Source organism: Mesorhizobium sp. M0910 (assembly GCF_040319465.1).
Lineage (GTDB): Bacteria > Pseudomonadota > Alphaproteobacteria > Rhizobiales > Rhizobiaceae > Mesorhizobium.
Map to the genome: position 1 here is coordinate 86368 of NZ_JAMYNZ010000002.1, position 21587 is coordinate 107954.

The following is a 21587-nucleotide window of genomic DNA, read 5'->3' on the forward strand; positions in this document are numbered from 1 at the left end:
TACTCGCATCTGCGATACCAGCGTCGGTCTTCGTCCCGGCGGCAGGACGTCCAAAGCCGTGGCCACGCGGCCGGTTTGTGGAGGAATTTCGATGACGATCAGTGCGGATGCGCAGGAATTGGCAGCGCTGCGGTCGCTCTCCGCCGAGATCGGCAGCGACCCGCATCTGACCCAGGCCGCCGGCGGCAACACCTCGCTAAAAGCCGGTGACACGCTCTGGATCAAGGCCTCCGGCACCTGGCTGAAGGACGCGCTCACCGCGGACATCATGGTGCCGGTCAGCATCCCGCCATTGCTCTACGCCATCGAACGACGCGACCCGACCGCCGAACAGCCACAGGCCTTCACTGTCGGCGCCCTCAATCCGCGCGGCTTGCGCCCGTCGATCGAGACCACCGTACATGCGCTGATGCCGCAGCGCATCGTTCTGCATGTCCACTGCGTCGAGACCATTTCGCTGGCCGTGCAGGCCGACTGCGAGGCCGAGGCCGCCAGGCGGCTCGACGGCCACCAATGGGCGTATGTTCCCTATCGCCGGCCGGGGCTGCCGCTCGCCCAGGGCATCGCCGAGCGCCTGCGGCCAGGCGTGGATATCCTGATCCTCGGCAATCACGGCCTGGTCGTTGCTGCCGACACCGTCGCTGAGGCAGGCATGCTGCTGCGCCGCGTAACCCGGCTGTTGGCACGGCCGCCGCGCCAGGTGGCTGAGCCGGACACCGCGGCATTGATGGCGCGCGCCGGCGACAGCGACTACAGATTGCCGGCGGATGTCGAGGCGCACGCGGTGGCGATCGACCCCGAAAGCTGCCGCATGGCTTCGGGTGGCAGCCTCTACCCCGACCACGTCATCTTTCTCGGCAAGGGCTCGGTCGTGGCGAGGCCGGGCGAGGGTGTGAAGCGCGTCATCGAGCGCTGCGGCGCCGCACCCGTGGCGATGCTGTTTTCCGGCCTCGGCGTGCTGATGCGCGGCGACGCGGGCGCCGGTGCCGACGCCATGCAGCGCTGCCTCGCCGACGTGACCGCGCGGGTCGATGTCGCGGCGAAGCTTAATTATCTGACAGCGGCAGAGAATGACGAACTGATCAACTGGGACGCCGAAAAATATCGCCAGAAACTCAATGCCGGAGGCAGCTGACATGCCGCGTTCGTCTGGCCCGCTTGCCATCGGCATCGACATCGGCACATCCGGCGCGCGCGCCGTCGCCATGCGCCCGGACCTTTCCATTGCCGCGCATTCCGCTATTGCCCTCGAGCGATTTGGGCCGAACGGCCGCGACCCCGCCATCTGGTGGGAGGCGGTCGGCGCGACGCTGGCGGAACTGCTCAAATGTATCGATCGCGCGGCAGTGCGCTCGATCGCCGTCGACGGTACGTCGGGCACGCTGCTGCCGGTCGACGGCGCCGGGCGGCCGCTGGCCGAACCGCTGATGTACAACGACAAGGTCGCTGACGACACCATTCTGAGTGAAATAGCCGGCGCGGCACCGGCAACGAGCGCTGCACTTGGGGCGACGTCCGGTCTCGCCAAGGCGCTGTCTTTCCAGCACCTGCCCGGCGTCGCCGCTGTGCTGCACCAGGCCGACTGGATCGCCGGACAGTTCTCCGGCCGCTTCGATGGCAGCGACGAAAACAACGCATTGAAAACCGGCTACGATGTCGAAACCCGCCGCTGGCCCGACTGGATCGCGGCCACCGGAATGCGCATGGAATTGCTGCCTGGCGTCGTGCGGCCGGGCGATGTCACGGGCACGCTCACCGCCAGCGCCGCGAAAATGTTCGGCCTGCCGCGTGATGTGGTCGTGGTCGCCGGCACCACCGATGGCTGTGCGTCGTTCCTGGCAACCGGTGCGACGGCGGCGGGCGACGGCGTCACTGCGCTCGGCTCATCGCTGATCATCAAGATTCTCTCCGACCGGCCGATCTCGGCGCCGCAATTCGGCATCTACAGCCATCGGCTGGGTGACACCTATCTGGCGGGCGGCGCCTCGAACTCCGGCGGCAAGGTTCTGGCCCAGCATTTCCCCGTCGCCCGCATTGTCGAACTCAGCAAAAAAATCGACCCGGCGACCGAGACCGGTCTCGACTATTACCCGCTGCCGGCGCCGGGCGAACGCTTCCCCATAGCCGATCCGGCCTTGCCGCCGCGCCTCGAGCCGCGGCCCGCCGACGACGCCGATTATTTGAAAGCGATGCTTGAGGGTATTGCGGCGATCGAAGCGCTCGGCTATCGCCGGCTTGCCGAACTCGGCGCACCCCGGCTGACATCGGTCAGGAGCGTCGGCGGCGGAGCGGCCAATCCGGCCTGGACGGCAATCCGGCAGCGCAAGCTTGGCGTCGCTCTCGTGCCGGCTCTTTCGGAGGAGGCCGCCGCCGGCACGGCGCGGCTGGCGCTGATGGGCGCTAGCGCAGCGGGGCTTTTATGACGGCCAAGGCAATTCAACACCTCGACGGCATCGCCGCGCTGGCCGAGCGCTATCAGGTATTCCTGCTCGACCAATTTGGTGTGCTGCACGACGGCACCAGCGCCTATCCAGGCGCTGTCGAGGCCTTGTCGGCACTCAAGCACACCGGCAAGACCATCGTGCTGATCTCGAATTCCGGCAAGCGGGCGCAACCCAATGAGCGCCGCCTGCTGAAGCTCGGCTTCGAACCGGGAAGCTGGGATCACTTTGTCTCCTCCGGCGAGGTGGCGTGGCGCTCCTTCCATCAAATGGCGGCATCCGGAGCCCTGCGCCCGCAGACAAAATGCCTGCTGATCCGCCGCGACAATGACCGTTCGGCTGTCGACGGCCTGCCCTTCGTCCTGGCCAAGGACGGCGACGATGCAGAACTGGTGCTGATTTCCGCCAGCGAGGGCGATCGCTACGACCTCGACCATTATCGCCGGCTTCTTGGTCCGGCGGCGGCGCGCCGGGTGCCATGCTTCTGCACCAATCCCGACAAGATCATGCTGACTGCCGTCGGTCCTCGCTTCGGCGCCGGCCGGCTCGCCGATCTCTATGAGAGCCTCGGCGGCAGCGTGGCGCGCATCGGCAAGCCCAATCCGCAGATATTCGAGGCAGCGCTGGCACTGGCGGGTCACCCGGAGCGCGACAGCGTGGTCTGCGTCGGCGACAGCGTCGAGCACGACATCGCCGGCGGCAACGGCGTCGGCGTCGCGACGACGCTGGTCCTGTCGGGCATATTGGCGGGGGCGCCTGATCTGGACGACGTTTTCGCCGCGCTCAACGCCCGTCCCGACTACATCGCGGATAGCTTCAGGTTTCGTTGAGTTGTTAAGGCGAGACAAAGCTATCGAGGTTGAAACGCCCGATCACCGGCACGTGGTCCGAGGGCCGTTCCCAGCCGCGTGCCAGCCGCAGGATTTCATAGCCGGCAAAATGCGGCACCAGGTTTGGCGACGACCAGATATGGTCGAGGCGGCGGCCACGATTTGAGGCCTGCCAATCCTGGGCGCGATAGCTCCACCAGGTGTAGAGTTTCTCCTCATAGGGCACATTGAGCCGCATCAGGTCGACCCAGTCGCCGGAGAGCCGCATCGCCTCGAAATTTTCCGTCTCGACCGGCGTATGGCTGACGACATTGAGGAGCTGCTTGTGCGACCAGACATCGTGCTCGAGCGGCGCGATGTTGAGGTCGCCGACCAGGATCGAGCCGGAGTGCTCGTCATGCTCGGCCCGCACGGCGTTCATCTCGGCAACGAAATCGAGCTTGTGTTTGAACTTTCGGTTGACGGCCGGGTCGGGCTCATCGCCGCCGGCCGGAACGTAGAAATTGTGCAGCAGGATCGTTTTGCCGCCGGCCTTGACGGTGACCGACAGATGCCGGCTGTCGTCGATCTCGCAGAAGCGGCGCTTTTCGACCACCTCGATCGGACGGCGCGCGATGGTCGCAACGCCGTGATAGCCCTTCTGGCCATGGAAGGCGATGTGCTCGTAGCCGAGCTTGCGGAACGCCTTCTCCGGAAACAATTCGTCCGGAACCTTGGTTTCCTGCAGGCAGAGCACGTCCGGCGCCTGCTCGACCTGCAGGCGCTCGACGATTGGCATGCGCAGTCGAACGGAGTTGATGTTCCAGGTAGCGACGGAAAACGGCATGTGGGGTTCCGGACAACGCAAGATCCGCCGGATGGCTCCGACGGAAGTCAATCGCGGAAACTACTGCCAGCCGCGCACCGCAAAAACAAGCCGCCCGCACCAACGCGGAAAAGCCATCCCGCAGCAGTAGAAAGTTACCGCGTCTTGGTGTTCAGCTCGCGGTTCGCCGTATAATCGATGGCGAAGGTGTCGGGGGCGAAGCTGACGCCCTCCTTGGTGTTGAAGATCATCACCGTTGTGTCCTTGCCCTGCGCATCGGTGATGGTCCACTGCCGCAATTCATAGGATTTCGGATCGAACATCATGGTGATCTTCGAATTGCCGAACACCGATTTGTCGGCAAGCTGGATGGTGGTGAGATCGTTTTCTTCCTTGACGCTTCTGACGCGCCCGCCCGACAGATCGATCTTGTCGTCGAGCAGCAGCTTCAGCGGCGTCTTCGACAGCGGATAGAGGTCGGAGGTCCGCAGTTTCTTGTTGAGGATGACCACCGACTTGCCGTCGGAAATCACCCTGAAATTCGAGGCGCCGTCATAATTGAAGCGGATCTTGCCCGGCCGTTCCAGAAAGAACTTGCCGCCGGTCTGCTCGCCCTTGGGCCCGAACTGCACGAACTCGCCGCTCATCGATTTGACCGAGGAGAAATGATCGGCGATCTTCTGCGCCGTCGCCGGAACCGCTGCTTGCGCCGACGCCAGCAGCTGGAAGCCGGGCACGACATTGGCGGCCGCCGCACCGGCCAGGACCAGACCGAGGCCGAGCACCTGCCGGCGGGTTGGGGCAAAATCCCTTTTTGGGGCGAGAGTTGCGTTTTTCATGCCGGTCACCATCATCTGATTGCTTGCTCGTTATATTGGTCTGGCCCCCCAGTTGGGCTTAAGTTTGGCGGGCCGCACGGCGCTCATCGTTGCAACGCGCCAAAAGGTTCAAAGTTGCCGGCGCGGATGCGCTCTAGAACTTGTCGTCCTCCGTCGGCACCAGGATTTCGCGTTTTCCGGCATGGTTGGCCGGGCCGACAATGCCTTCCTTCTCCATCTTCTCAATGATCGAGGCGGCGCGGTTGTAGCCGATGCCGAGCCGGCGCTGGATGTAGCTGGTCGAGGCCTTGCCGTCGCGCAGCACCACCGCAACCGCCTGGTCGTAGGGATCGTCGGAATCCTCGAAATTGCCGCCGTCGCCGCCGCCACTGCCTTTGCCCGTCGGCTCGTCGTCATCCTTGTCGTCGTCCTCGGTGATAGCGTCGAGATATTCCGGCACGCCCTGCAGCTTCAGATGCGCGACGATCTTCTCCACCTCGTCGTCGGAGACGAAGGGACCGTGCACGCGCTGGATGCGGCCGCCGCCGGCCATGTAGAGCATGTCGCCCATGCCGAGCAGCTGTTCGGCGCCCTGCTCGCCCAGGATGGTGCGGCTGTCAATCTTCGATGTCACCTGGAACGAGATACGGGTCGGGAAATTCGCCTTGATGGTGCCGGTGATGACGTCGACCGACGGCCGCTGCGTTGCCATAATGACATGGATGCCGGCGGCGCGCGCCATCTGCGCCAGGCGCTGCACCGCGCCTTCGATGTCCTTGCCGGCGACCATCATCAAATCGGCCATCTCGTCGATGATGACGACGATGTAGGGCATCGGCTCGAGGTCGAGGTTCTCCGTCTCGTAGATCGCTTCGCCGGTCTGGCGGTCGAAGCCGGTCTGCACGGTGCGGGAGATCCTTTCGCCCTTTTTCTCGGCCTGCTGCACGCGCGCGTTGAAACCGTCGATGTTGCGCACGCCCACCTTCGACATCTTGCGGTAGCGGTCCTCCATCTCGCGCACGGTCCATTTCAGCGCCACCACCGCCTTCTTCGGATCGGTGACCACCGGCGTCAGAAGATGCGGAATGCCGTCATAGACCGAGAGTTCCAGCATCTTTGGATCGATCATGATCAGCCGGCAGTCCTGCGGCGTCAGCCGATAGAGCAGCGACAGGATCATGGTGTTGATGGCGACGGACTTGCCCGAGCCGGTGGTGCCGGCGACCAGCACGTGCGGCATTTTGGCGATGTCGACGATCACCGCCTCGCCATTGATGGTCTTGCCCAGCGCCAGCGCCAGCTTGGCCTTGGTGGTCTCGAAATCGCGGCTGGCCATGATCTCGCGCAGATAGACGGTCTCGCGCCTGGCGTTCGGCAATTCGATGCCGATGGCATTGCGGCCCGGCACCACGGCGACACGGCAGGCGATGGCGCTCATCGAGCGGGCGATGTCGTCGGACAGGCCGATGACCCGCGACGATTTGATGCCCGGCGCGGGTTCCAGCTCGTAGAGCGTGACGACCGGACCCGGACGCACATGGATGATTTCGCCCTTGACGCCGAAATCCTCCAGCACGCCCTCGAGCAGGCGGGCGTTCTGCTCCAGCGCGTCCTTGGACAGGCTTGCGTCGCGCACCACGTTCTTCGGTTCCGACAGGAAATGCAGCGACGGCATCTCGAATTTCTCCGAGCCGATCAGCGACGCCTGCGCCTCGCGCTGGACGCGGGCGCCTGGTGCCGGCCGCGGCGCCGGCGCCTCGACGCGCGTCGCCGCGTCGGAGCGGAAGTTCTGCACCTTTGCCGTCGGCGCGGCGCGGCGCTGGCCGGCCGGCTCGGGCGCGAAATCCATGTCGTCATTGTCGTCGTTATCGAAGACGTCGGCATCGTCGGGGTCGATCGAGGCACTGCGGTCGTTGACCATGGCGGCGAAGAATTCCGGCTCGACGCGGGCGCGCCCGCCCGGGCTCATCCGCGCCTCGGCGAACTCGGCCGATTCGACCCGTTCGGCCGCCCGTCGCCAGGCGCTGGGGCGCGGTTCCATCTCCGGTTCGAAATCGTCGCGCTCGCGCCGGCGCGCGGCGCGGCGGCGCAGATAGGCCCGCAGCGACAGCCACCAGTGGGTGATGGCGCCAAGTGCCAATATGCCTTCGTCGCCCTCGTCCTCGTCATTGTCGAAAAGCAGGTCGTCCTGCGGATCGGGCACGGCAGGCTGTTCGAGGACGGCAAAGCCGTTCTTGCGCGAAATCAGCGCCGAGCCATACAAGAATACCCACAGCGCCGGCGCTGCCAGGAGCACGGCGAGCACGCTGGCGACGAGGCCGGTCGGATAGCCGCCGATGATGAGGCCTGGGATATTGAGCACCATATCGCCGAATACGCCGCCGAGGCCGGTCGGCAGCGGCCAGGTCTTGGGCGGCACCACGCAGCCGGCGATTGCCGCGCCAAGCAGCGAAAACCCGAACCAGGCGAGCGCCCGTTTCGGCAGGCTGTCGACGCCGCGCGCGGTAAACAGCAGAAATCCCCAGATCACCGCCGGCACCAACGCCGCAACGGCGGCAAGCCCGAAGAACTGCATGGCGATGTCGGAAAAGACGGCGCCCGCATAACCCATTGCATTGGTGACGATATTATCGGTGGCGTGCGAAAAGCTCGGATCGGCGACGTTCCAGGTGGCAAGGGCGGCGACGCCGAAGCCAACCAGAGCAAACAGCCCGGCACCGACCAGCCGCCCGACCTGGCGCCTTGCGAACGCCCGGATGCCGTGCCCCGTATCGGCCAGCGCAAGCGGTGCTGAAGCCCCTGAACGCATGCTCTTCCTCGTCTGTCGTTGCCCGGCCGGGCGCGGACGCGCAACACGGCAGATTCGGCTGTCAGACTAGCGGCGGGAAGGTTAAGGGCGCATTAACCATGGGCAATCTGCGTCTCAGGGACGGGCGCAAGATGTCATGCCTGACGTCCCATTCGAACATGACGACCGCCACCACAGTTCGGAGCCGCTGCGGCCGATGTTTCACGCCGCCGGCGGATCGAGCACCTTGATCAAGCGACCGCGATCGAGCCATCACGGCCATCCGTGCGCAAAAAAGAGGCCCGGAAGGTTTCCGGGCCTCAAGGCGTGAGTCCTTTCGGGAGCGTCACGACGGGATCTTCCCGGCACCGGCAGAACGCCGATGCCGGCCAATGCCTTTACGCCACCACTTCGCCGTGCTGGCTGATGTCGAGGCCTTCGACCTCTTCCTGGGTGGAAGGACGCAGGCCGACCAGCGCCTTGACGATGTAGAGGATCACGAAGCTCGCGATCGCCGTCCACAGGATGGTGAAGACGATACCGTAGAGCTGCTTGCCGACAGAGGCGCCCGAGCCGAGGCTGTTGATCGCCGGATCGGCGAGCACGCCGGTCAGCAATGCACCGATGATGCCGCCGATGCCGTGCACGCCGAATGCATCGAGCGAGTCGTCATAGCCGAACGCGTGCTTGAGCTTGACGGCCGAGACGTAGCACAGCACGCCGGCGACGATGCCGACGATGAAGGCGCCGGTCGGGTTGACGAAGCCGGAAGCCGGCGTCACCGCGACCAGGCCAGCGACGGCGCCCGAGATGATGCCGAGAACGCTCGGCTTCTTGGCGACGATCCATTCGGCGAACATCCAGGCGAGCGCCGCAGCGGCAGCGGCAACCTGGGTGTTCAGCATCGCGGCACCGGCAAGGCCGTCGGCGGCCAGTTCCGAACCGGCGTTGAAGCCGAACCAGCCGACCCACAGCAGCGAAGCACCGATTACGGAGTAGACGAGGTTGTGCGGCGCCATGTTGGTGGTGCCGTAGCCTTCACGCTTGCCGAGAACCAGCGCGCAGACCAGGCCGGCAACACCGGCATTGATATGAACGACAGTGCCGCCGGCGAAATCGAGAACGCCGGCTGTGCCGAGGAAGCCGCCGCCCCACACCCAGTGCGCGATCGGGGCATAGACCACCAGCAGCCACGCCCCCATGAAGATGAGCAGCGCCGAGAACTTCATGCGTTCGGCGAAGGCGCCGGCAATCAGCGCCGGCGTGATGATGGCGAAGGTCATCTGGAACATCGAGAAGACGAACTCAGGGATGTTCGCCACGCCCGGCAGCCACAGCGACGAGGTGGTGATGCCGTTGTGGAAGAACTTCGAGAAGCCGCCGAGATAGGCATTCATGCCGCCGCCATCCGAGAAAGCCAGCGAATAGCCGAACATGAACCACAGCACTGTCACCAGGCAGGTGATGGCAAAGCTCTGCATAATCGTGGCGAGCACGTTCTTCTTGCGCACCATGCCGCCATAAAACAGCGCCAGGCCCGGTATGGTCATCATCAGCACCAGCGCCGTCGAGGTCAGCATCCAGGCGGTGTTGCCGGTGTCGAGCGCGGGCGCTGGGGCAGCCGGTGCCGCTTCCTGCGCGAACGCAGCAACCGTGCCCAGTGCAGCGAGAGCGAGCGAGCCCAAAACGGCCGCGCGTCCCGTTATCTTCAAGGTGGAAGGAATATTCATTGAACTCTCCATTGGAATACGTATCGGCGGCTCAAAGCGCGTCGGTGTCTGTTTCGCCGGTGCGAATGCGCACCGCCTGGTCGATGCCGAAAACGAAGATCTTGCCGTCGCCGATCTGGCCGGTCTTGGCCGCGGCGGTGATGGCTTCGACCGCCCTGTCGACCATGTCGACAGCGACCGCGACTTCGATCTTGATCTTCGGCAGGAAGCTGACCGCGTATTCCGCCCCGCGATAGATTTCCGTGTGCCCCTTCTGGCGTCCGTAGCCTTTTACTTCGGTGACGGTCAGGCCCTGGATGCCGACCGCGGTGAGCGCCTCGCGCACCTCGTCGAGCTTGAACGGCTTTATGATTGCCATCACGATCTTCATAAGGTTTCACCCTTTGCTGTTGCGGGTCCCCGCGTTTTGCACGACTTCGCCGATCCCCATGAGAGCCGGAGAGTGCCCGCTAGGATTCAAGCTCCGTGCCAATTGCCGAAGCAGGGTGTTAAGCTGTTGTTAAACAACGAAATCGGGAAGGTTTGCCGGCTGCCTGTTCACAGTCGCGGCAGTGCATATGATTAAAAAATAGGCAAATTTCGAAAAATGCCTACTCCGCAGGCGGTCGCTTTAGCCGGATGAGTCCTTCTTGGGCAACCGAGGCGATCAACGTGCCGTCGCGCGCAAACAGCGAGCCGCGGGTAAAGCCTCGCGATCCTTGCGTCGACGGGCTGTCTTGCGTGTACAGCATCCAGTCGTCGAGTGGATGGCTGCGATGGAACCACATGGCGTGGTCGAGGCTCGCCGCCTGGATATCGCGATCGAAAATGGCGCGGCCATGGGCAAAGGTCGAGGTGTCGAGCAGCGTCATGTCGGAGAGGTAAGCGAGCACAGCCGCCTGCGTGGCGCGATCGGCCGGCACCGGACCGGTGGTGCGGATCCAGATGTTCTGCTTCGGCTCGAGCTTTTCCCGGCTGGTATAATGCTTCAGCATCACCGGCTTCATCTCGATCGGCCGGTCGCGCTCCCAATAGCGCTTGATGCCGTCGGGCACCGCTTCGCCAAACTTGCCCAGCAATTCGCGCTGCGACAGCAACGTGTCGGGCGCCGGCACGTCCTGCGGCATCGGCACCTGATGTTCCAGGCCGACCTCATCCTGCTGGAACGAGGCTTCCAGCGAAAAGATCGCCTGGCCGTGCTGGATCGCGACGACGCGGCGCGTGGTGAAGGAGCCGCCGTCACGGATGCGGTCGACCTCGTAGATGATCGGCACCTTGGTGTCGCCCGGCCGCATGAAATAGCCATGCAGCGAATGCACATGGCGCTCGGGCTCGACCGTTCGCTGCGCGGCGACCAGCGCCTGGGCGATGGTCTGGCCGCCGAAGATGCGCTGCCAGTCGAGCTTGGGGCTGCGACCACGATACAGGTTGTGTTCCAGCTGCTCGAGGTCGAGAATGCCGAGAAGCTCGTCCATGGCTGCCGTCATCTTGACCTCGCCGCAAAATTACCATGGCGGTTTCCGACAGGAACGGCGGGCAGTCAAGGGCGGAAAGCCCGGCGACGGTCAGGCTGCGAAAGGAATTGCCATGGTGGACAGCAAGAATTCGCTCGACGTTCTTGTCGCCGGCGCCGGCTATGTCGGCCTGGCCGCCGCCGTATCGCTGAAGCAGGCGCGGCCGAGCCTTGCCGTTGCCGTCGTCGATGCAGCACCCGCCGGGGTCTGGCGGAAGGACGGCCGCGCCTCGGCGATTGCCGCCGCCGCGTGCCGCATGCTCGACCAGCTCGGCGTCTGGAACGAGATCGCGCCGGAGGCGCAGGCGATCACCGAAATGATCGTCACTGATTCGCGCACATCCGATCCGGTCCGCCCGGTGTTCCTCACTTTCGATGGCGAGGTCGCGCCCGGCGAACCCTTCGCGCATATGGTCGCCAACAAGGATTTGAACGGCGCCTTGCGCCGGCGCGCCGAACAACTCGGCATCGGCATCATCGAAGGCGTCGCCGTCAGCGCCTTCGACATCAACGGCGCCGGCATAACCGTGCATCTTGCCGACGGCGCGACGCTGAAGGCGCGGCTGCTGGTTGCCGCCGACGGCGTCAATTCGAAGCTGCGCGACATGGCCGGCATCAAGACGGTGAAATGGGAGTATGGCCAGTCCGGCATCGTCTGCACGGTGGCGCATGAGCGGCCGCACAACGGCCGCGCCGAAGAGCATTTCCTTCCCGCAGGCCCGTTTGCCACGCTGCCGCTCAAGCCGGGCAAGGACGGCACCAACCGCTCGTCGATCGTCTGGGTCGAACGGTCGCAGGATGCCGACAAGCTGGTCAGTGGCGACACCCTGGTCCTGGAATATGAGCTCGAGCAGCGCTTTGGCCTGAAACTCGGCGAAATCCATATCGCCGACAAGCCGCGTGCCTGGCCGCTTGGGCTGATCATTGCGCGCGCCTTCGTCGCGCCGCGCATCGCCTTGGCCGGCGACGCCGCCCACGGCATCCACCCGATCGCCGGCCAGGGTCTGAATCTCGGCTTCAAAGACGTGGCGGCGCTGGCCGAAGTGGTGGTTGAGGCCGACCGGCTCGGCCAGGACATCGGCGCGCTGGACGTGCTTGAGCGCTACCAGCAATGGCGGCGTTTCGACACGGTGCAGATGGGCATCACCACCGATGTGCTGAACCGGCTGTTTTCCAACGATTTCGGCCCGCTGCGCACTTTGCGCGACATCGGCCTCGGCCTTGTCGAGCGCATGCCGCGGCTGAAGGGGTTCTTCATCCGCCAGGCGTCGGGTCTGTCCGGCGACACGCCGAAACTGTTGAAGGGCGAGGCGATTTAGGCCCGGCAAGCGCGCGCGTTTTACTGGCGTTCGGTCAGTTGACCTCAAAGCCTAGCTTCTGGCGCAGCCGGAGCATGCGCTGGTCGGGAATCGGCAGGTTTTGTCCACCAGCTTCCGCCGCACGGCTGACCATTCGCAGCAGATCGTTCCTTTCAGCTGCGTCGAGCCGTTCGCGCAGGAACGGTGCCAGCTTGTCGATGACGACCGCGGCGTCGTCGATTTGCGATGCCGCCCATTTGGCGTAGATCACGGCTTCATCGGTCTGCTTTTTGTCGGCGATCTCCGAGATCGCCGATCGAATGGCGGCTTCGCGTTGCGGCAGCACAGGACCATGCTCGGAAACAATCGCGGTGATCAGCGTCGCGGCGGCGACGACCGGATCGTCGATCGCCGTCAGCGGCGAGAGCGCCGCCTGCGTGCGCAGCTTCTTGCGGCGGATATTGCCCTGGACGCGGCCAACGACGTCGGCAACCTCACGCGCCGCGTCGTTCATGATCTTCAGCCGGTACCACCAGAACGCCGCTGCCCCCAGCAGGCCGATTGCAGCAATCAATATATGCATACCCCAAGATCCCCAATCTCGGGCGACGATAGAAGAAGTATTGCTTCGCTTCAACACGCAAAAGTTGCATCGATCGAAGAAAACGAAAGCCTGCGCCAGTCATCGGCCGCCATCACTTTGCCAAGGATCTTATCGGGACATCCCTACGACCCCGGTACGTTGTAGATCGCCCGCACCTCGATCGTGCCGATTTCGGCCAGCGGGATTCCGCCGGCGATCTCCAGCGCCTCGTCGAGATCCCCGGCCTCGATCATGACGAAACCGAGCAGCTGCTCCTTGGTCTCGGCGAAGGGGCCGTCAGTGACCAGCCGCTTGCCCTGGCGCCGGCGCACGGTCTTCGATGTCTTCACCGATTGCAGCGCCTGCGCGATGATCAGGCGGCCGCTTTGCGCCACCGACCTGTCATAGGCCAGCGAATCGGCGTCGAGCTTGGCCAGCCTCGCAGGCGTCATTGCGTAGAGATCTTTTTCTTCACCATAGACCAGGCAAACGTATCTCATCTTTACCTCCATTCCTGGGTTGGACCGTAGGGCGAGGCGACGGACACGTCAGCTGGGCCTTTGGCCGCTGCATAGTCGAGAAAGGACACCGTAATGCCGATGATGGCAATCGCCGCAAGCAGTCGGCCGAAGCCGGAAGGCCGCAGGCGCGACCAGTCGGCTTGTTGTTCACCGGCCATGTGGCTGGTGCTTGTCCAGTGAGCAGAAAACAGATTGTTCATGTGGTCCTCCATCCGGCCACCAATTCCATGGCCGCCCGCAGGACGGCCGGGACAGATGGAAGTCGACATTTTTGCACGCGTATTTTTTCGAATTTTTTTCGCTCGAACATGGTGTGTCACGCTGCCGCCGATACGAAAGCGTGGGTGGCCTTCGCTCCGGCGCGCGCTATAGTCGACCGGACGCCGACTACGGGCTCAATCACGACAATCAAGGAGGAATTGATGGACCGCACCGCCAACGCCGTTTGGAAAGGCAGTTTCAAGGAAGGCAAAGGCACGCTCGATACCCAGAGCGGGACGCTGAAAGGCACGCCCTATTCTGCCAAGATGCGTTTCGAGGACGAGAGCGGCAAATCCGGCACCAACCCGGAAGAGCTGATCGCCGCCGCCCATGCCGGCTGCTTTGCCATGCAACTTTCGCATCTTCTTGCCGAGAACGGCACTCCGGCTACCGAGCTCGACGCCAAGGCCGTGGTGACACTGGTCCCCGGCACCGGTATCACCGGCAGCGCGATCACGCTGATCGGCAAGGTACCGGGCATCGATGCCGCCAAATTCCAGGAACTAGCCGAAAAAGCCAAGGGCGGATGCCCGGTCTCGAAGGCGCTCGGCGCCATCAAGGTGTCGCTCGACGCCAGGCTCGGGTGAGCCGCCAAACGAACGTCGGCGATCCTTCGCGCCCCCCTCTGCCCTGCCGGGCATCTCCCCCTCAAGGGGGGAGATTGGCAGTTTTGGCGACGGCTCTCGTCCTTCAACCTTGGTGATTGGCGAAAGTGGAGATGACAGCGCAATCTCCCCCCTTGAGGGGGAGATGCCCGGCAGGGCAGAGGGGGGCGCGAAGGATCGCCGACGTTCGAGTGACTATGTAGTGCCTTCGCCGGTCAGCGCATCCAGGCGGGCGCGCAATGCCGCGACCTCCTCCTCGAGGGCCTGTACGCGCGTCTCCAGATCCGAGGCCGGCGAGGACGATTGCAAGGGCGCTGCTGCAGTCGACAGCTGCACCGGCCCGCTGAGCAGATGGACATAGCGATCCTCGCGCTGGCCTGGGCCGCGATCGATCTGCTGCACCAGTGGCGGCCTTCGGCCGATCAGCAGATCGAGATTGCCGCGAAGCTCGTCGATCGACGGCAACCGCGCCAGGCGCTCGCTTCGCGCCAGCAATTCATAGGCCGTCTGCGGGCCGCGCAGCAACAACAGGCCGAGCAGCGCGATCTGCGCCGAGGTCAGGGAAAAGCGCTGTGCCACGACATGCTCATAGCGCTCGACGCGCGACGCGAACACCTGCCTGACGAGGCCCTTCTGCTCGAGCTGGCCAAGCGCCCTTCTGACTTCGCCAACCTCGACCGACATTACCGGCTCGCGCGCCGTTTTCTGGTTGGCCGCCGCATGTGCTGCATTGAGCGTCAGCGGATAGACGTCCGGCGTCAGTTCCTTCTTCTCGATCAGGCAGCCGAGGACGCGCGCTTCGATGGGAGAGAGGATGGGAAGGTCGGAGTCGGTCATTGGATCGGCTATCCTTCTGAGGCCGGAGGGACAGCACCCCCCTCTGTCCTGCCGGACATCTCCCCCGCAAGGGGGGAGATCGGCAGCTTCAACGGTGTGCGTCCATTCTTGCAATGGTGGAGATTAGCGAAAGCCAAGATGACGGCCAATCTCCCCCCTTGCGGGGGAGATGTCCGGCAGGACAGAGGGGGGCGCGAAGGATCGCTACGGACGAGACGATCTCGGCTGCAACCCGCCCGCCCCCTATACCCGTCGCTCCACCATCATCTTCTTGATCTCGGCGATCGCCTTGGCCGGGTTGAGCCCCTTGGGGCAGGTCTGGGCGCAGTTCATGATCGTGTGGCAGCGATAGAGCCGGAACGGGTCTTCGAGATTGTCGAGCCGCTCGCCCGTCGCCTCGTCCCTGGAATCGATCAGCCAGCGATAGGCCTGCAGCAGCGTCGCCGGGCCGAGATAGCGATCGCCGTTCCACCAGTAGCTCGGGCAGGAGGTCGAGCAGCAGGCGCACAATATGCACTCGTAGAGCCCGTCGAGCTTTTCGCGGTCCTCATGGCTTTGCAGCCATTCCTTGGCCGGCTCGGGCGACACCGTCTTCAACCACGGCTCGATCGAGGCATGCTGGGCGTAGAAATTGGTGAGGTCGGGCACCAGGTCCTTGACCACTTGCATGTGCGGCAGCGGATAGACCTTGATCGCGCCGGCAATGTCGTCGCAGCCCTTGGTGCAGGCCAGCGTGTTCGACCCATCGATGTTCATGGCGCAGGAGCCGCAAATGCCTTCGCGGCAGGAGCGGCGCAGCGTCAGCGTCGGGTCGATCTTGTTCTTGATCCAGAGCAGCGCGTCGAGCACCATCGGCCCGCAATCGTCCATGTCGACGAAATACGTATCCATGCGCGGGTTCTCGTCATCGTCGGGCGACCAGCGGTAGATGCGGTATTCGCGCAGATTGGTCGCACCCTCCGGCTTCGGCCAGGTTTTTCCGGCCATTATCTTCGAGTTTTTCGGAAGCGTGAGTTCGACCATTACCTCAGGTCCTTTCGGATGACGAGCTTCAGCCCGGACCAGATCTCGTTCACGGCGGCGACCTTGACGTCGACGAGGTCGAGCTTCAGCGCCTCTGTGCGGATAATGTCCTCGGTGACGTCGGTCGGCACTTTCGATGCCTTCTTTGGCCATGACACCCAGACCATGCCGTCCCGCTTGATCGCCGCTTCGATGTCGCCAAGACGGTCCTCGATCTCGACACGCTGCCGGGTGAAAGCGTGCACGGCATCGTATTTCTCATGAACGCCCGAAATCGCCGACCAGTTGGCCAGCCGGTCGAGCTCGGCAAAGTCCACGGCTTCGGCAAGGTCGTCCAGCTCGGCCGGCAAGGCGACGAAGGCGGCAATCATCCCGTCCTTCAGGCCGAGCTTGGCTGGAAGGGGCGTGCCGGAATATCCAGCTGTCGCCAGCGCCATCTTCAATACACTCTCGCCTTCGGCGCAATCTTGGCCGGATTGATGCCGCCGTCTGCCTCCTTGAGCAGCGTCTCGGTGTGCACCGGCCGGTAGCTGAGCGCCACCTCGCCGGCCTCGTTGAGCCGGGCCAGCGTATGCTTGCGCCAGTTGGCGTCGTCGCGGGCCGAAAAGTCCTCCCGCGCGTGCGCGCCGCGGCTTTCCTTGCGCGCCTCGGCGCCGTAGACGGTGGTGATGGCGTTGGCCATCAGATTTTCCAGCTCCAGCGTCTCGACCAGGTCGGAGTTCCAGATCATCGAGCGGTCGAACACCTTGACGTCCTTGAGCTCGCCCCAAAGCTGCGAAATGCGCCTGCAGCCGCTTTCCAGCGATTCCTGGGTGCGGAACACCGCCGCGTCCTCCTGCATCGCCTTCTGCATCTTTTCGCGCAAAACCGCTGTCGGCGTCGAGCCGTTGGCGTGACGCAGCCGGTCGAAGCGGTCCATGATCTTTTCGACGGCGGCCTCGTTGGGCGAAGGGATCGCCGATGTCCGGTCGATCACCTGGCCGGCCCGGATCGCCGCCGCACGGCCGAACACCACCAGGTCGATCAGCGAGTTCGAGCCCAGCCGGTTGGCGCCGTGCACCGAGGCGCAGCCGGCCTCGCCGACCGCCATCAGCCCGGGCGACACCTGGTCCGGGTTCAAGGCAGTAGGGTTGAGCACTTCGCCCCAGTAATTGGTCGGCACGCCGCCCATATTGTAATGGACCGTCGGCAGCACCGGGATCGGCTCCTTGGTCAGGTCGACGCCGGCAAAGATCTTTGCCGATTCCGAAATACCCGGGAGCCTCTCGTGCAGAACGGCCGGGTCGAGATGGTCGAGATGCAGGAAGATGTGATCCTTCTTCGGGCCGACGCCGCGGCCCTCCCTGATCTCCAGCGTCATACAGCGCGAGACCACGTCGCGCGAAGCCAGATCCTTGGCTGACGGCGCGTAGCGTTCCATGAAGCGCTCGCCCTCGGAATTGACGAGATAGCCGCCCTCGCCGCGCGCGCCCTCGGTGATCAGGCAGCCGGCGCCGTAGATGCCGGTCGGGTGGAACTGCACGAACTCCATGTCCTGCAGCGGCAGCCCTGCGCGTGCGGCCATGCCGCCGCCATCGCCGGTGCAGGTATGCGCCGAGGTGGCCGAGAAATAGGCGCGGCCATAGCCGCCGGTCGCCAGCACCACCATTTTCGCCGAAAAGCGGTGGATGGTGCCGTCGTCGAGGTTCCAGGCGACGACGCCGGTGCAGGTGCCGTCCGGCTCCATGATCAGGTCGAGCGCGAAATACTCGATGAAGAACTGCGCATTGTGCTTCAGCGACTGGCCGTAGAGCGTGTGCAGCATGGCGTGGCCGGTGCGGTCGGCGGCCGCGCAGGTGCGCTGCACCGGCGGCCCCCCGCCGAAATTCATCATCATGCCGCCGAACGGCCGCTGGTAGATTTTCCCGTCCTCGGTGCGGCTGAAGGGGACGCCGTAATGCTCGAGCTCGTAGACCGCCGCCGGCGCTTCGCGCACCATGTATTCCTGCGCGTCGGTGTCGCCCAGCCAATCCGAGCCTTTGACGGTGTCGAAGAGATGCCACTGCCAGTTGTCGGGACCCATATTGGCGAGCGAGGCGGCAATGCCGCCCTGTGCCGCCACCGTATGCGAGCGCGTCGGGAACACCTTGGTGATGCAGGCGGTGCGCAGGCCCTGCTCGGCCATGCCGAGCGTGGCCCGCAGGCCGGCGCCGCCGGCACCGACGACCACGACGTCGAATTTGTGGTCGACATAGCTATAGGCGGAAGCCGTGTTGGCGTTCTTCGCGTCCTTGGCCAAAACTCAGCCTCCAAATGCCAGTTTAAGCAGGGCGAAGACCGAAGCGACGCCGACGACTACGGGAAAGAATGTGTTGAGGGCGAGCAGCGCCAGCCTGGCGCCTTCGCCATGCACATAGTCTTCGATGATTGCCTGCATGCCGAGCCGCATGTGGTAGAGCACCGACAGCAGCACCAGCGCCAGCACCAGTGCCACGAACGGATTGGCAAGTGCGGCGCGCACCTCGATATAGCTGGCGCCGTTGAGTGCGATCAGGAAGCCGACGAAGAACAGGACCAGCGGGATGTTGGAGATCGCCGTCAGCCGCTGGCGCCAGAAATGGCCGGTGCCCTCGCGGGCGGAACCGAGGCCGCGGACCTTGGCCAGCGGCGTGCGCATGTCGGTGTTTTTGCCGCTCATGTCAGGCTCCCCGCGCCAGGTAGCCGGCGATCCAGATCAGCAGCGTCAGCATGACCGAGCCGGCCAGCGTCGCCCAGGCGATCCTCGACGCGGTATCCTTTTCCAGCCCTGCCCCAGTGTCCCAGATCAGATGGCGCACACCGCCCAGCATGTGGTGCATCAGCGCCCAGCTGTAGCCGAACAGCACCAGCCGTCCCAGCCACGAGCCGAAGGCCCAGTTGACGGCATTGAAGGTCGCCTCCGAACTCGCCGCCGCCATCAGCCACAGCGCGACCAGCAGCGTGCCGAAATAGAGCGCCCCGCCGGTGATGCGGTGGACGATCGACATCGTCATGGTGATCGGCGGCCGATAGACGGTCAGGTGCGGCGAAAGCGGCCGTTCACGTCTGGCAAATTCGCGGGTGGCTGGTGACTTGCTCATGGCTCCCCCAGTTCGGCGTCTCTGGAGCCTCAGGTGGGAATGCGGCATTGCCGCTTCCGGTTGCGACTTCGGACAGCCGGTTTCTAATGCTCTTTTTGCACCGCGTCAAAGCCGGAAAACCGTTTCGAAAACGTAATTTAGTCTGATGAAAGCGGCGTTTTCAGCTTCAATCGATTAGGACTGTCGCCTTGAGCCGGCACAATGTCGCTGCACTGCAAAATATGGCTGCCACAAAGGGGCGGATCAGCGCTTGCAGGCCAGCGGTGAGGCACCGCCCTTCATCACCAGCGCGTCACGCCCGTCGATCACGATTGCGTCATGCGCCTCGCCGTAACGGCTGGTCTGATTGGCCGGTGAAGCCGGCAGCTCGGCACTGGTGCCGTCCTGGCCGAGCACGCGCACCGACGTGCCCAGGTTCTCGATGGTCATCACGCTACCGTCGGCGCAGTTGTAAGTAGCAATGCGCGGCTGCGGTGCCGTCGGTTCGCTGGCGGCGGGAGCAAGCGACACGGAAGCGGCGGCCGTATTGCCAAGCTTGGGCGCGCTGGTCTGCGGCGCGCAGGCGGCGGCCGCCAGTAGCGGCGGAATGGCCAGCGCCACCCGAAACCTGCGGTGTAATCTCATGCTGCTTTCCCCCGCGCATCGAGCCCCCGGATTTTCATGCTTTTTGAGTCGCGCCCGATGCCGGCGATCGTGGGAACAAGGCATGGCCGAATGATGGCCGGTGGGCGATCGGGTATTAACCATATTTTCCAGGACCTCGCCCCGGCTGCGGTTGCCCTCTTAACAAAGGTTAATAAAAGGTTAATTTCTGATTCGAGGAGGCTTGCCTCTCAGCAATGGAGCAGCACGCCATGCATTCGAATTCAGCAGGACCGCGCCTTCCCTGGTTCCTATTGGCGGCGCTCGCCGTCGGCGTCGTCGCACCGGCATTCGCCGGGACGCGCCATCATGACCGCGTCTATGCCGATTCCTTCGGCAATCTCGTCATCGACAGCGCCGCCGGCTACAAGCGTATCCTCGTTGGCGAGGGCAAGCTGGCCAAGGAGTTGTCCGACTACACCGGCGCCGGCCAGCCCGACGTGATCTACGAAAACGAATCGGACGATGTCCGCGGCGGCGACTGCTACAGGCCACCGGTTTTCGTCAAGGGCCGCAGCTATATGTATGGTCTCTCCGACGGCGAGATGCCGGAGCTCAGCCCCTGCCGCTGACGGCCACGCCGCCCTTGGTTGACGGCGCCGGCAGGGCAACAGCCGGCCCCACCGAGACACGCACGCAATCGCGGCCGCTGCCCTTCGCCTGATAAAGCGCTTTGTCGGCGCGCCGCAGCAGGTCGGAAAAGCTTTCGCCCGGACCAAGCTCTGCAACGCCGAAGCTGGCGCTGCAGCGGTGATTTGCGGGCAGGCAGTCGATCGGCGTGGAACCGAAGGCGCTGCGCGTGCCCTCGGCAAAGAGCCGGGCGGCGGCTAGATTGGTCCCCGGCAGGAAAATAGCGAATTCCTCGCCGCCGATGCGTCCGGCGACATGATGGTCGGCCGCGGCATCGCGGAGGAAACCGGCAAAGGCCTCGATGACCCGATCGCCCGACGCGTGGCCGTAAGTATCGTTGATGCGCTTGAAATGGTCGAGATCGGCAATGACCAGTGCCGCTGGAACGGCGCGCCGCATGGCGTCGCGCAGTGCGATCTCGGCATGGCGCTCGAAGCCGCCACGGTTGAGCAGCCGCGAAAGCGTGTCGGTTTCCGATTTCGACGTCACCTCGGCGAGCACGTCGCGGACCAGGATAGCCAATGTCACCAGCGCAAGCGCCAGGCCGAACACGGTGCCGACAGACTGCGACACCAACGCATAGCTGGTCTGCGCATAAGATTGCGGGTTGGCGCCCCAGCCCCCAAGCGCATGGGCGATGAAGGGTTTGCTGGCGAATTGCAAGGTGCTGGCCGCCAGGACAGCCATCAGCATATAGTCGAGCCGCTCGCGTCTTTGCCTGGACGACAAGACGATCGCCAGCCCGGTGAATTGCATGGCCGCATAGGGAAGCTGGTAGGCCGCCATTCGCACAAAGGATTGGCGTGGCAGATCCTGGACGAAGTAGACCGCGAGGGTGGCGAAGACCAGGAAGAGCAGCATCGGCGGCCAAGGCGGCGAAACGCGGTATTTATGGGCAAGCCCGCCATTGAAGGCGATGGTAGCAGCAAGGAAAGCGGCAAAGGCGGCGACAACTACGGGGCGCGCATTGTCGAAGGCAGGAATGCTGAACTCGATCGCGAAATAAGCCATGCCGAGCACATAGCCGAACGCCAGCCAGCGCGCCGACACCCGGCCGGCGTCATAGACCGCGATCGTCATGAAGGCCGCCGCCAGCAGCCCGGCAACGAACAGGTTGATCAGCAGGATGAAATTAGCGCTGCCCATGGCGTTTTGGCACTCCCCCCGAACAGCAGATCACCAACG

The 21587-nt window shown here is 64.3% G+C and carries 23 protein-coding genes; 6 read left to right on the forward strand and 17 right to left on the reverse strand.

The genetic code is table 11. The annotated features are described in order from the left end of the window. Positions 1-91 precede the first annotated feature (91 nt). The 3 genes from NKH78_RS04210 to NKH78_RS04220 are packed head-to-tail and all read left to right on the forward strand — an operon-like array spanning position 92 to position 3271. Complete coding sequence (locus tag NKH78_RS04210) at positions 92-1135, forward strand: class II aldolase/adducin family protein (protein ID WP_352741039.1); 1044 nt, start codon at positions 92-94, stop codon at positions 1133-1135. A 1-nt stretch (position 1136) separates the two neighbouring features. Further along, on the forward strand, positions 1137-2423 hold the full coding sequence (locus tag NKH78_RS04215) for an FGGY-family carbohydrate kinase (protein WP_352741037.1): 1287 nt from the start codon (positions 1137-1139) through the stop codon (positions 2421-2423). Continuing rightward, positions 2420-3271, forward strand: a complete 852-nt coding sequence (locus NKH78_RS04220) for a TIGR01459 family HAD-type hydrolase (RefSeq protein ID WP_352508942.1) — start codon at positions 2420-2422, stop codon at positions 3269-3271. Before NKH78_RS04215 ends, NKH78_RS04220 begins: the two co-directional genes overlap by 4 nt. 4 nt (positions 3272-3275) lie before the next feature. On the opposite strand, the gene NKH78_RS04225 is transcribed toward NKH78_RS04220, so the two are convergent. From NKH78_RS04225 to tesB, 6 genes are all read right to left on the reverse strand, one after another. Further along, positions 3276-4097 carry an exodeoxyribonuclease III gene (locus NKH78_RS04225; protein ID WP_352882068.1) on the reverse strand — a complete coding sequence of 274 codons (822 nt, stop codon included), beginning with the start codon at positions 4095-4097 and terminating at the stop codon, positions 3276-3278. 134 nt (positions 4098-4231) lie between these two features. Further along, on the reverse strand, positions 4232-4915 hold the full coding sequence (locus tag NKH78_RS04230) for an outer membrane lipoprotein carrier protein LolA (RefSeq protein ID WP_254817814.1): 684 nt from the start codon (positions 4913-4915) through the stop codon (positions 4232-4234). 133 nt (positions 4916-5048) lie between these two features. Then, complete coding sequence (locus NKH78_RS04235) at positions 5049-7703, reverse strand: FtsK/SpoIIIE family DNA translocase (protein WP_352882070.1); 2655 nt, start codon at positions 7701-7703, stop codon at positions 5049-5051. Between the two features lie 377 nt (positions 7704-8080). Further along, a complete protein-coding gene (locus NKH78_RS04240; protein WP_352738403.1) occupies positions 8081-9394 on the reverse strand; it encodes an ammonium transporter in 1314 nt (437 codons plus the stop codon). 49 nt (positions 9395-9443) lie between these two features. Continuing rightward, entirely contained in the window at positions 9444-9782 is a 339-nt protein-coding gene (locus NKH78_RS04245; RefSeq protein WP_254817816.1) for a P-II family nitrogen regulator, read from the reverse strand. Between the two features lie 220 nt (positions 9783-10002). Beyond that, positions 10003-10878, reverse strand: a complete 876-nt coding sequence (gene tesB, locus NKH78_RS04250) for an acyl-CoA thioesterase II (RefSeq protein ID WP_031212697.1) — start codon at positions 10876-10878, stop codon at positions 10003-10005. A gap of 100 nt (positions 10879-10978) precedes the next feature. Between tesB and NKH78_RS04255 the strand changes: the two genes are divergently transcribed. Further along, positions 10979-12223 (forward strand): ubiquinone biosynthesis hydroxylase, encoded by a 1245-nt coding sequence (locus NKH78_RS04255; RefSeq protein WP_352701420.1) that lies wholly within the window; start codon positions 10979-10981, stop codon positions 12221-12223. Positions 12224-12257: 34 nt separating this feature from the next. Here the strand turns inward: NKH78_RS04255 and NKH78_RS04260 are convergent, their stop codons facing one another. The 3 genes from NKH78_RS04260 to NKH78_RS04270 all read right to left on the reverse strand — a co-directional run bounded on the left by NKH78_RS04260 (position 12258) and on the right by NKH78_RS04270 (position 13506). Next, positions 12258-12785: a hypothetical protein gene (locus tag NKH78_RS04260; protein ID WP_352738327.1), complete on the reverse strand. Its 528-nt coding sequence runs from the start codon at positions 12783-12785 to the stop codon at positions 12258-12260. Positions 12786-12928: 143 nt separating this feature from the next. Next, positions 12929-13285, reverse strand: coding sequence for a YciI family protein (locus NKH78_RS04265; protein ID WP_352479974.1), 357 nt, complete (start codon positions 13283-13285; stop codon positions 12929-12931). 2 nt (positions 13286-13287) lie between these two features. Next, positions 13288-13506, reverse strand: a complete 219-nt coding sequence (locus tag NKH78_RS04270; protein ID WP_352738329.1) for a hypothetical protein — start codon at positions 13504-13506, stop codon at positions 13288-13290. A 222-nt stretch (positions 13507-13728) separates the two neighbouring features. Between NKH78_RS04270 and NKH78_RS04275 the strand changes: the two genes are divergently transcribed. Continuing rightward, the gene (locus tag NKH78_RS04275) at positions 13729-14154 is read left to right on the forward strand and encodes an OsmC family protein (protein ID WP_352691679.1); all 426 of its coding nucleotides are present in this window, start codon (positions 13729-13731) and stop codon (positions 14152-14154) included. A gap of 213 nt (positions 14155-14367) precedes the next feature. On the opposite strand, the gene NKH78_RS04280 is transcribed toward NKH78_RS04275, so the two are convergent. The 7 genes from NKH78_RS04280 to NKH78_RS04310 all read right to left on the reverse strand — a co-directional run bounded on the left by NKH78_RS04280 (position 14368) and on the right by NKH78_RS04310 (position 19754). Continuing rightward, entirely contained in the window at positions 14368-15009 is a 642-nt protein-coding gene (locus tag NKH78_RS04280; protein ID WP_352738331.1) for a YceH family protein, read from the reverse strand. Positions 15010-15252: 243 nt separating this feature from the next. Next, a complete protein-coding gene (locus NKH78_RS04285; protein ID WP_352701261.1) occupies positions 15253-16032 on the reverse strand; it encodes a succinate dehydrogenase iron-sulfur subunit in 780 nt (259 codons plus the stop codon). Further along, positions 16032-16469, reverse strand: coding sequence for a DUF3052 family protein (locus NKH78_RS04290; protein WP_352508972.1), 438 nt, complete (start codon positions 16467-16469; stop codon positions 16032-16034). Before NKH78_RS04290 ends, NKH78_RS04285 begins: the two co-directional genes overlap by 1 nt. A gap of 2 nt (positions 16470-16471) precedes the next feature. After that, positions 16472-18310, reverse strand: a complete 1839-nt coding sequence (sdhA, locus tag NKH78_RS04295; protein WP_352508951.1) for a succinate dehydrogenase flavoprotein subunit — start codon at positions 18308-18310, stop codon at positions 16472-16474. A gap of 3 nt (positions 18311-18313) precedes the next feature. Beyond that, positions 18314-18709, reverse strand: a complete 396-nt coding sequence (gene sdhD, locus NKH78_RS04300; protein ID WP_352508952.1) for a succinate dehydrogenase, hydrophobic membrane anchor protein — start codon at positions 18707-18709, stop codon at positions 18314-18316. Position 18710: 1 nt separating this feature from the next. After that, positions 18711-19130 carry a succinate dehydrogenase, cytochrome b556 subunit gene (gene sdhC / locus NKH78_RS04305; protein ID WP_352738333.1) on the reverse strand — a complete coding sequence of 140 codons (420 nt, stop codon included), beginning with the start codon at positions 19128-19130 and terminating at the stop codon, positions 18711-18713. A 243-nt stretch (positions 19131-19373) separates the two neighbouring features. Then, entirely contained in the window at positions 19374-19754 is a 381-nt protein-coding gene (locus tag NKH78_RS04310; RefSeq protein ID WP_254817827.1) for a hypothetical protein, read from the reverse strand. 230 nt (positions 19755-19984) lie between these two features. On the opposite strand from NKH78_RS04310, the gene NKH78_RS04315 reads away from it, so the two are divergent. Further along, positions 19985-20344, forward strand: a complete 360-nt coding sequence (locus tag NKH78_RS04315) for a hypothetical protein (protein ID WP_352649381.1) — start codon at positions 19985-19987, stop codon at positions 20342-20344. Here the strand turns inward: NKH78_RS04315 and NKH78_RS04320 are convergent. Then, positions 20328-21548 carry a GGDEF domain-containing protein gene (locus tag NKH78_RS04320; RefSeq protein ID WP_352738336.1) on the reverse strand — a complete coding sequence of 407 codons (1221 nt, stop codon included), beginning with the start codon at positions 21546-21548 and terminating at the stop codon, positions 20328-20330. The genes NKH78_RS04315 and NKH78_RS04320 overlap by 17 nt on opposite strands. Positions 21549-21587: the final 39 nt, after the last annotated feature.

Bases quoted from the DNA above. Each gene is read 5' to 3' on its own strand.
- sdhC (WP_352738333.1), bottom strand. From the start codon at position 19,130: ATGAGCAAGTCACCAGCCACCCGCGAATTTGCCAGACGTGAACGGCCG.
- NKH78_RS04275 (WP_352691679.1), top strand. From the start codon at position 13,729: ATGGACCGCACCGCCAACGCCGTTTGGAAAGGCAGTTTCAAGGAAGGC.
- NKH78_RS04220 (WP_352508942.1), top strand. From the start codon at position 2,420: ATGACGGCCAAGGCAATTCAACACCTCGACGGCATCGCCGCGCTGGCC.
- NKH78_RS04245 (WP_254817816.1), bottom strand. From the start codon at position 9,782: ATGAAGATCGTGATGGCAATCATAAAGCCGTTCAAGCTCGACGAGGTG.
- NKH78_RS04225 (WP_352882068.1), bottom strand. From the start codon at position 4,097: ATGCCGTTTTCCGTCGCTACCTGGAACATCAACTCCGTTCGACTGCGC.
- NKH78_RS04320 (WP_352738336.1), bottom strand. From the start codon at position 21,548: ATGGGCAGCGCTAATTTCATCCTGCTGATCAACCTGTTCGTTGCCGGG.
- NKH78_RS04255 (WP_352701420.1), top strand. From the start codon at position 10,979: ATGGTGGACAGCAAGAATTCGCTCGACGTTCTTGTCGCCGGCGCCGGC.
- NKH78_RS04215 (WP_352741037.1), top strand. From the start codon at position 1,137: ATGCCGCGTTCGTCTGGCCCGCTTGCCATCGGCATCGACATCGGCACA.
- NKH78_RS04315 (WP_352649381.1), top strand. From the start codon at position 19,985: ATGCATTCGAATTCAGCAGGACCGCGCCTTCCCTGGTTCCTATTGGCG.
- tesB (WP_031212697.1), bottom strand. From the start codon at position 10,878: ATGACGGCAGCCATGGACGAGCTTCTCGGCATTCTCGACCTCGAGCAG.
- NKH78_RS04235 (WP_352882070.1), bottom strand. From the start codon at position 7,703: ATGCGTTCAGGGGCTTCAGCACCGCTTGCGCTGGCCGATACGGGGCAC.
- NKH78_RS04290 (WP_352508972.1), bottom strand. From the start codon at position 16,469: ATGGCGCTGGCGACAGCTGGATATTCCGGCACGCCCCTTCCAGCCAAG.
- NKH78_RS04230 (WP_254817814.1), bottom strand. From the start codon at position 4,915: ATGAAAAACGCAACTCTCGCCCCAAAAAGGGATTTTGCCCCAACCCGC.
- sdhD (WP_352508952.1), bottom strand. From the start codon at position 18,709: ATGAGCGGCAAAAACACCGACATGCGCACGCCGCTGGCCAAGGTCCGC.
- NKH78_RS04260 (WP_352738327.1), bottom strand. From the start codon at position 12,785: ATGCATATATTGATTGCTGCAATCGGCCTGCTGGGGGCAGCGGCGTTC.
- NKH78_RS04210 (WP_352741039.1), top strand. From the start codon at position 92: ATGACGATCAGTGCGGATGCGCAGGAATTGGCAGCGCTGCGGTCGCTC.
- NKH78_RS04285 (WP_352701261.1), bottom strand. From the start codon at position 16,032: ATGGTCGAACTCACGCTTCCGAAAAACTCGAAGATAATGGCCGGAAAA.
- NKH78_RS04265 (WP_352479974.1), bottom strand. From the start codon at position 13,285: ATGAGATACGTTTGCCTGGTCTATGGTGAAGAAAAAGATCTCTACGCA.
- NKH78_RS04280 (WP_352738331.1), bottom strand. From the start codon at position 15,009: ATGACCGACTCCGACCTTCCCATCCTCTCTCCCATCGAAGCGCGCGTC.
- NKH78_RS04270 (WP_352738329.1), bottom strand. From the start codon at position 13,506: ATGAACAATCTGTTTTCTGCTCACTGGACAAGCACCAGCCACATGGCC.
- NKH78_RS04310 (WP_254817827.1), bottom strand. From the start codon at position 19,754: ATGAGATTACACCGCAGGTTTCGGGTGGCGCTGGCCATTCCGCCGCTA.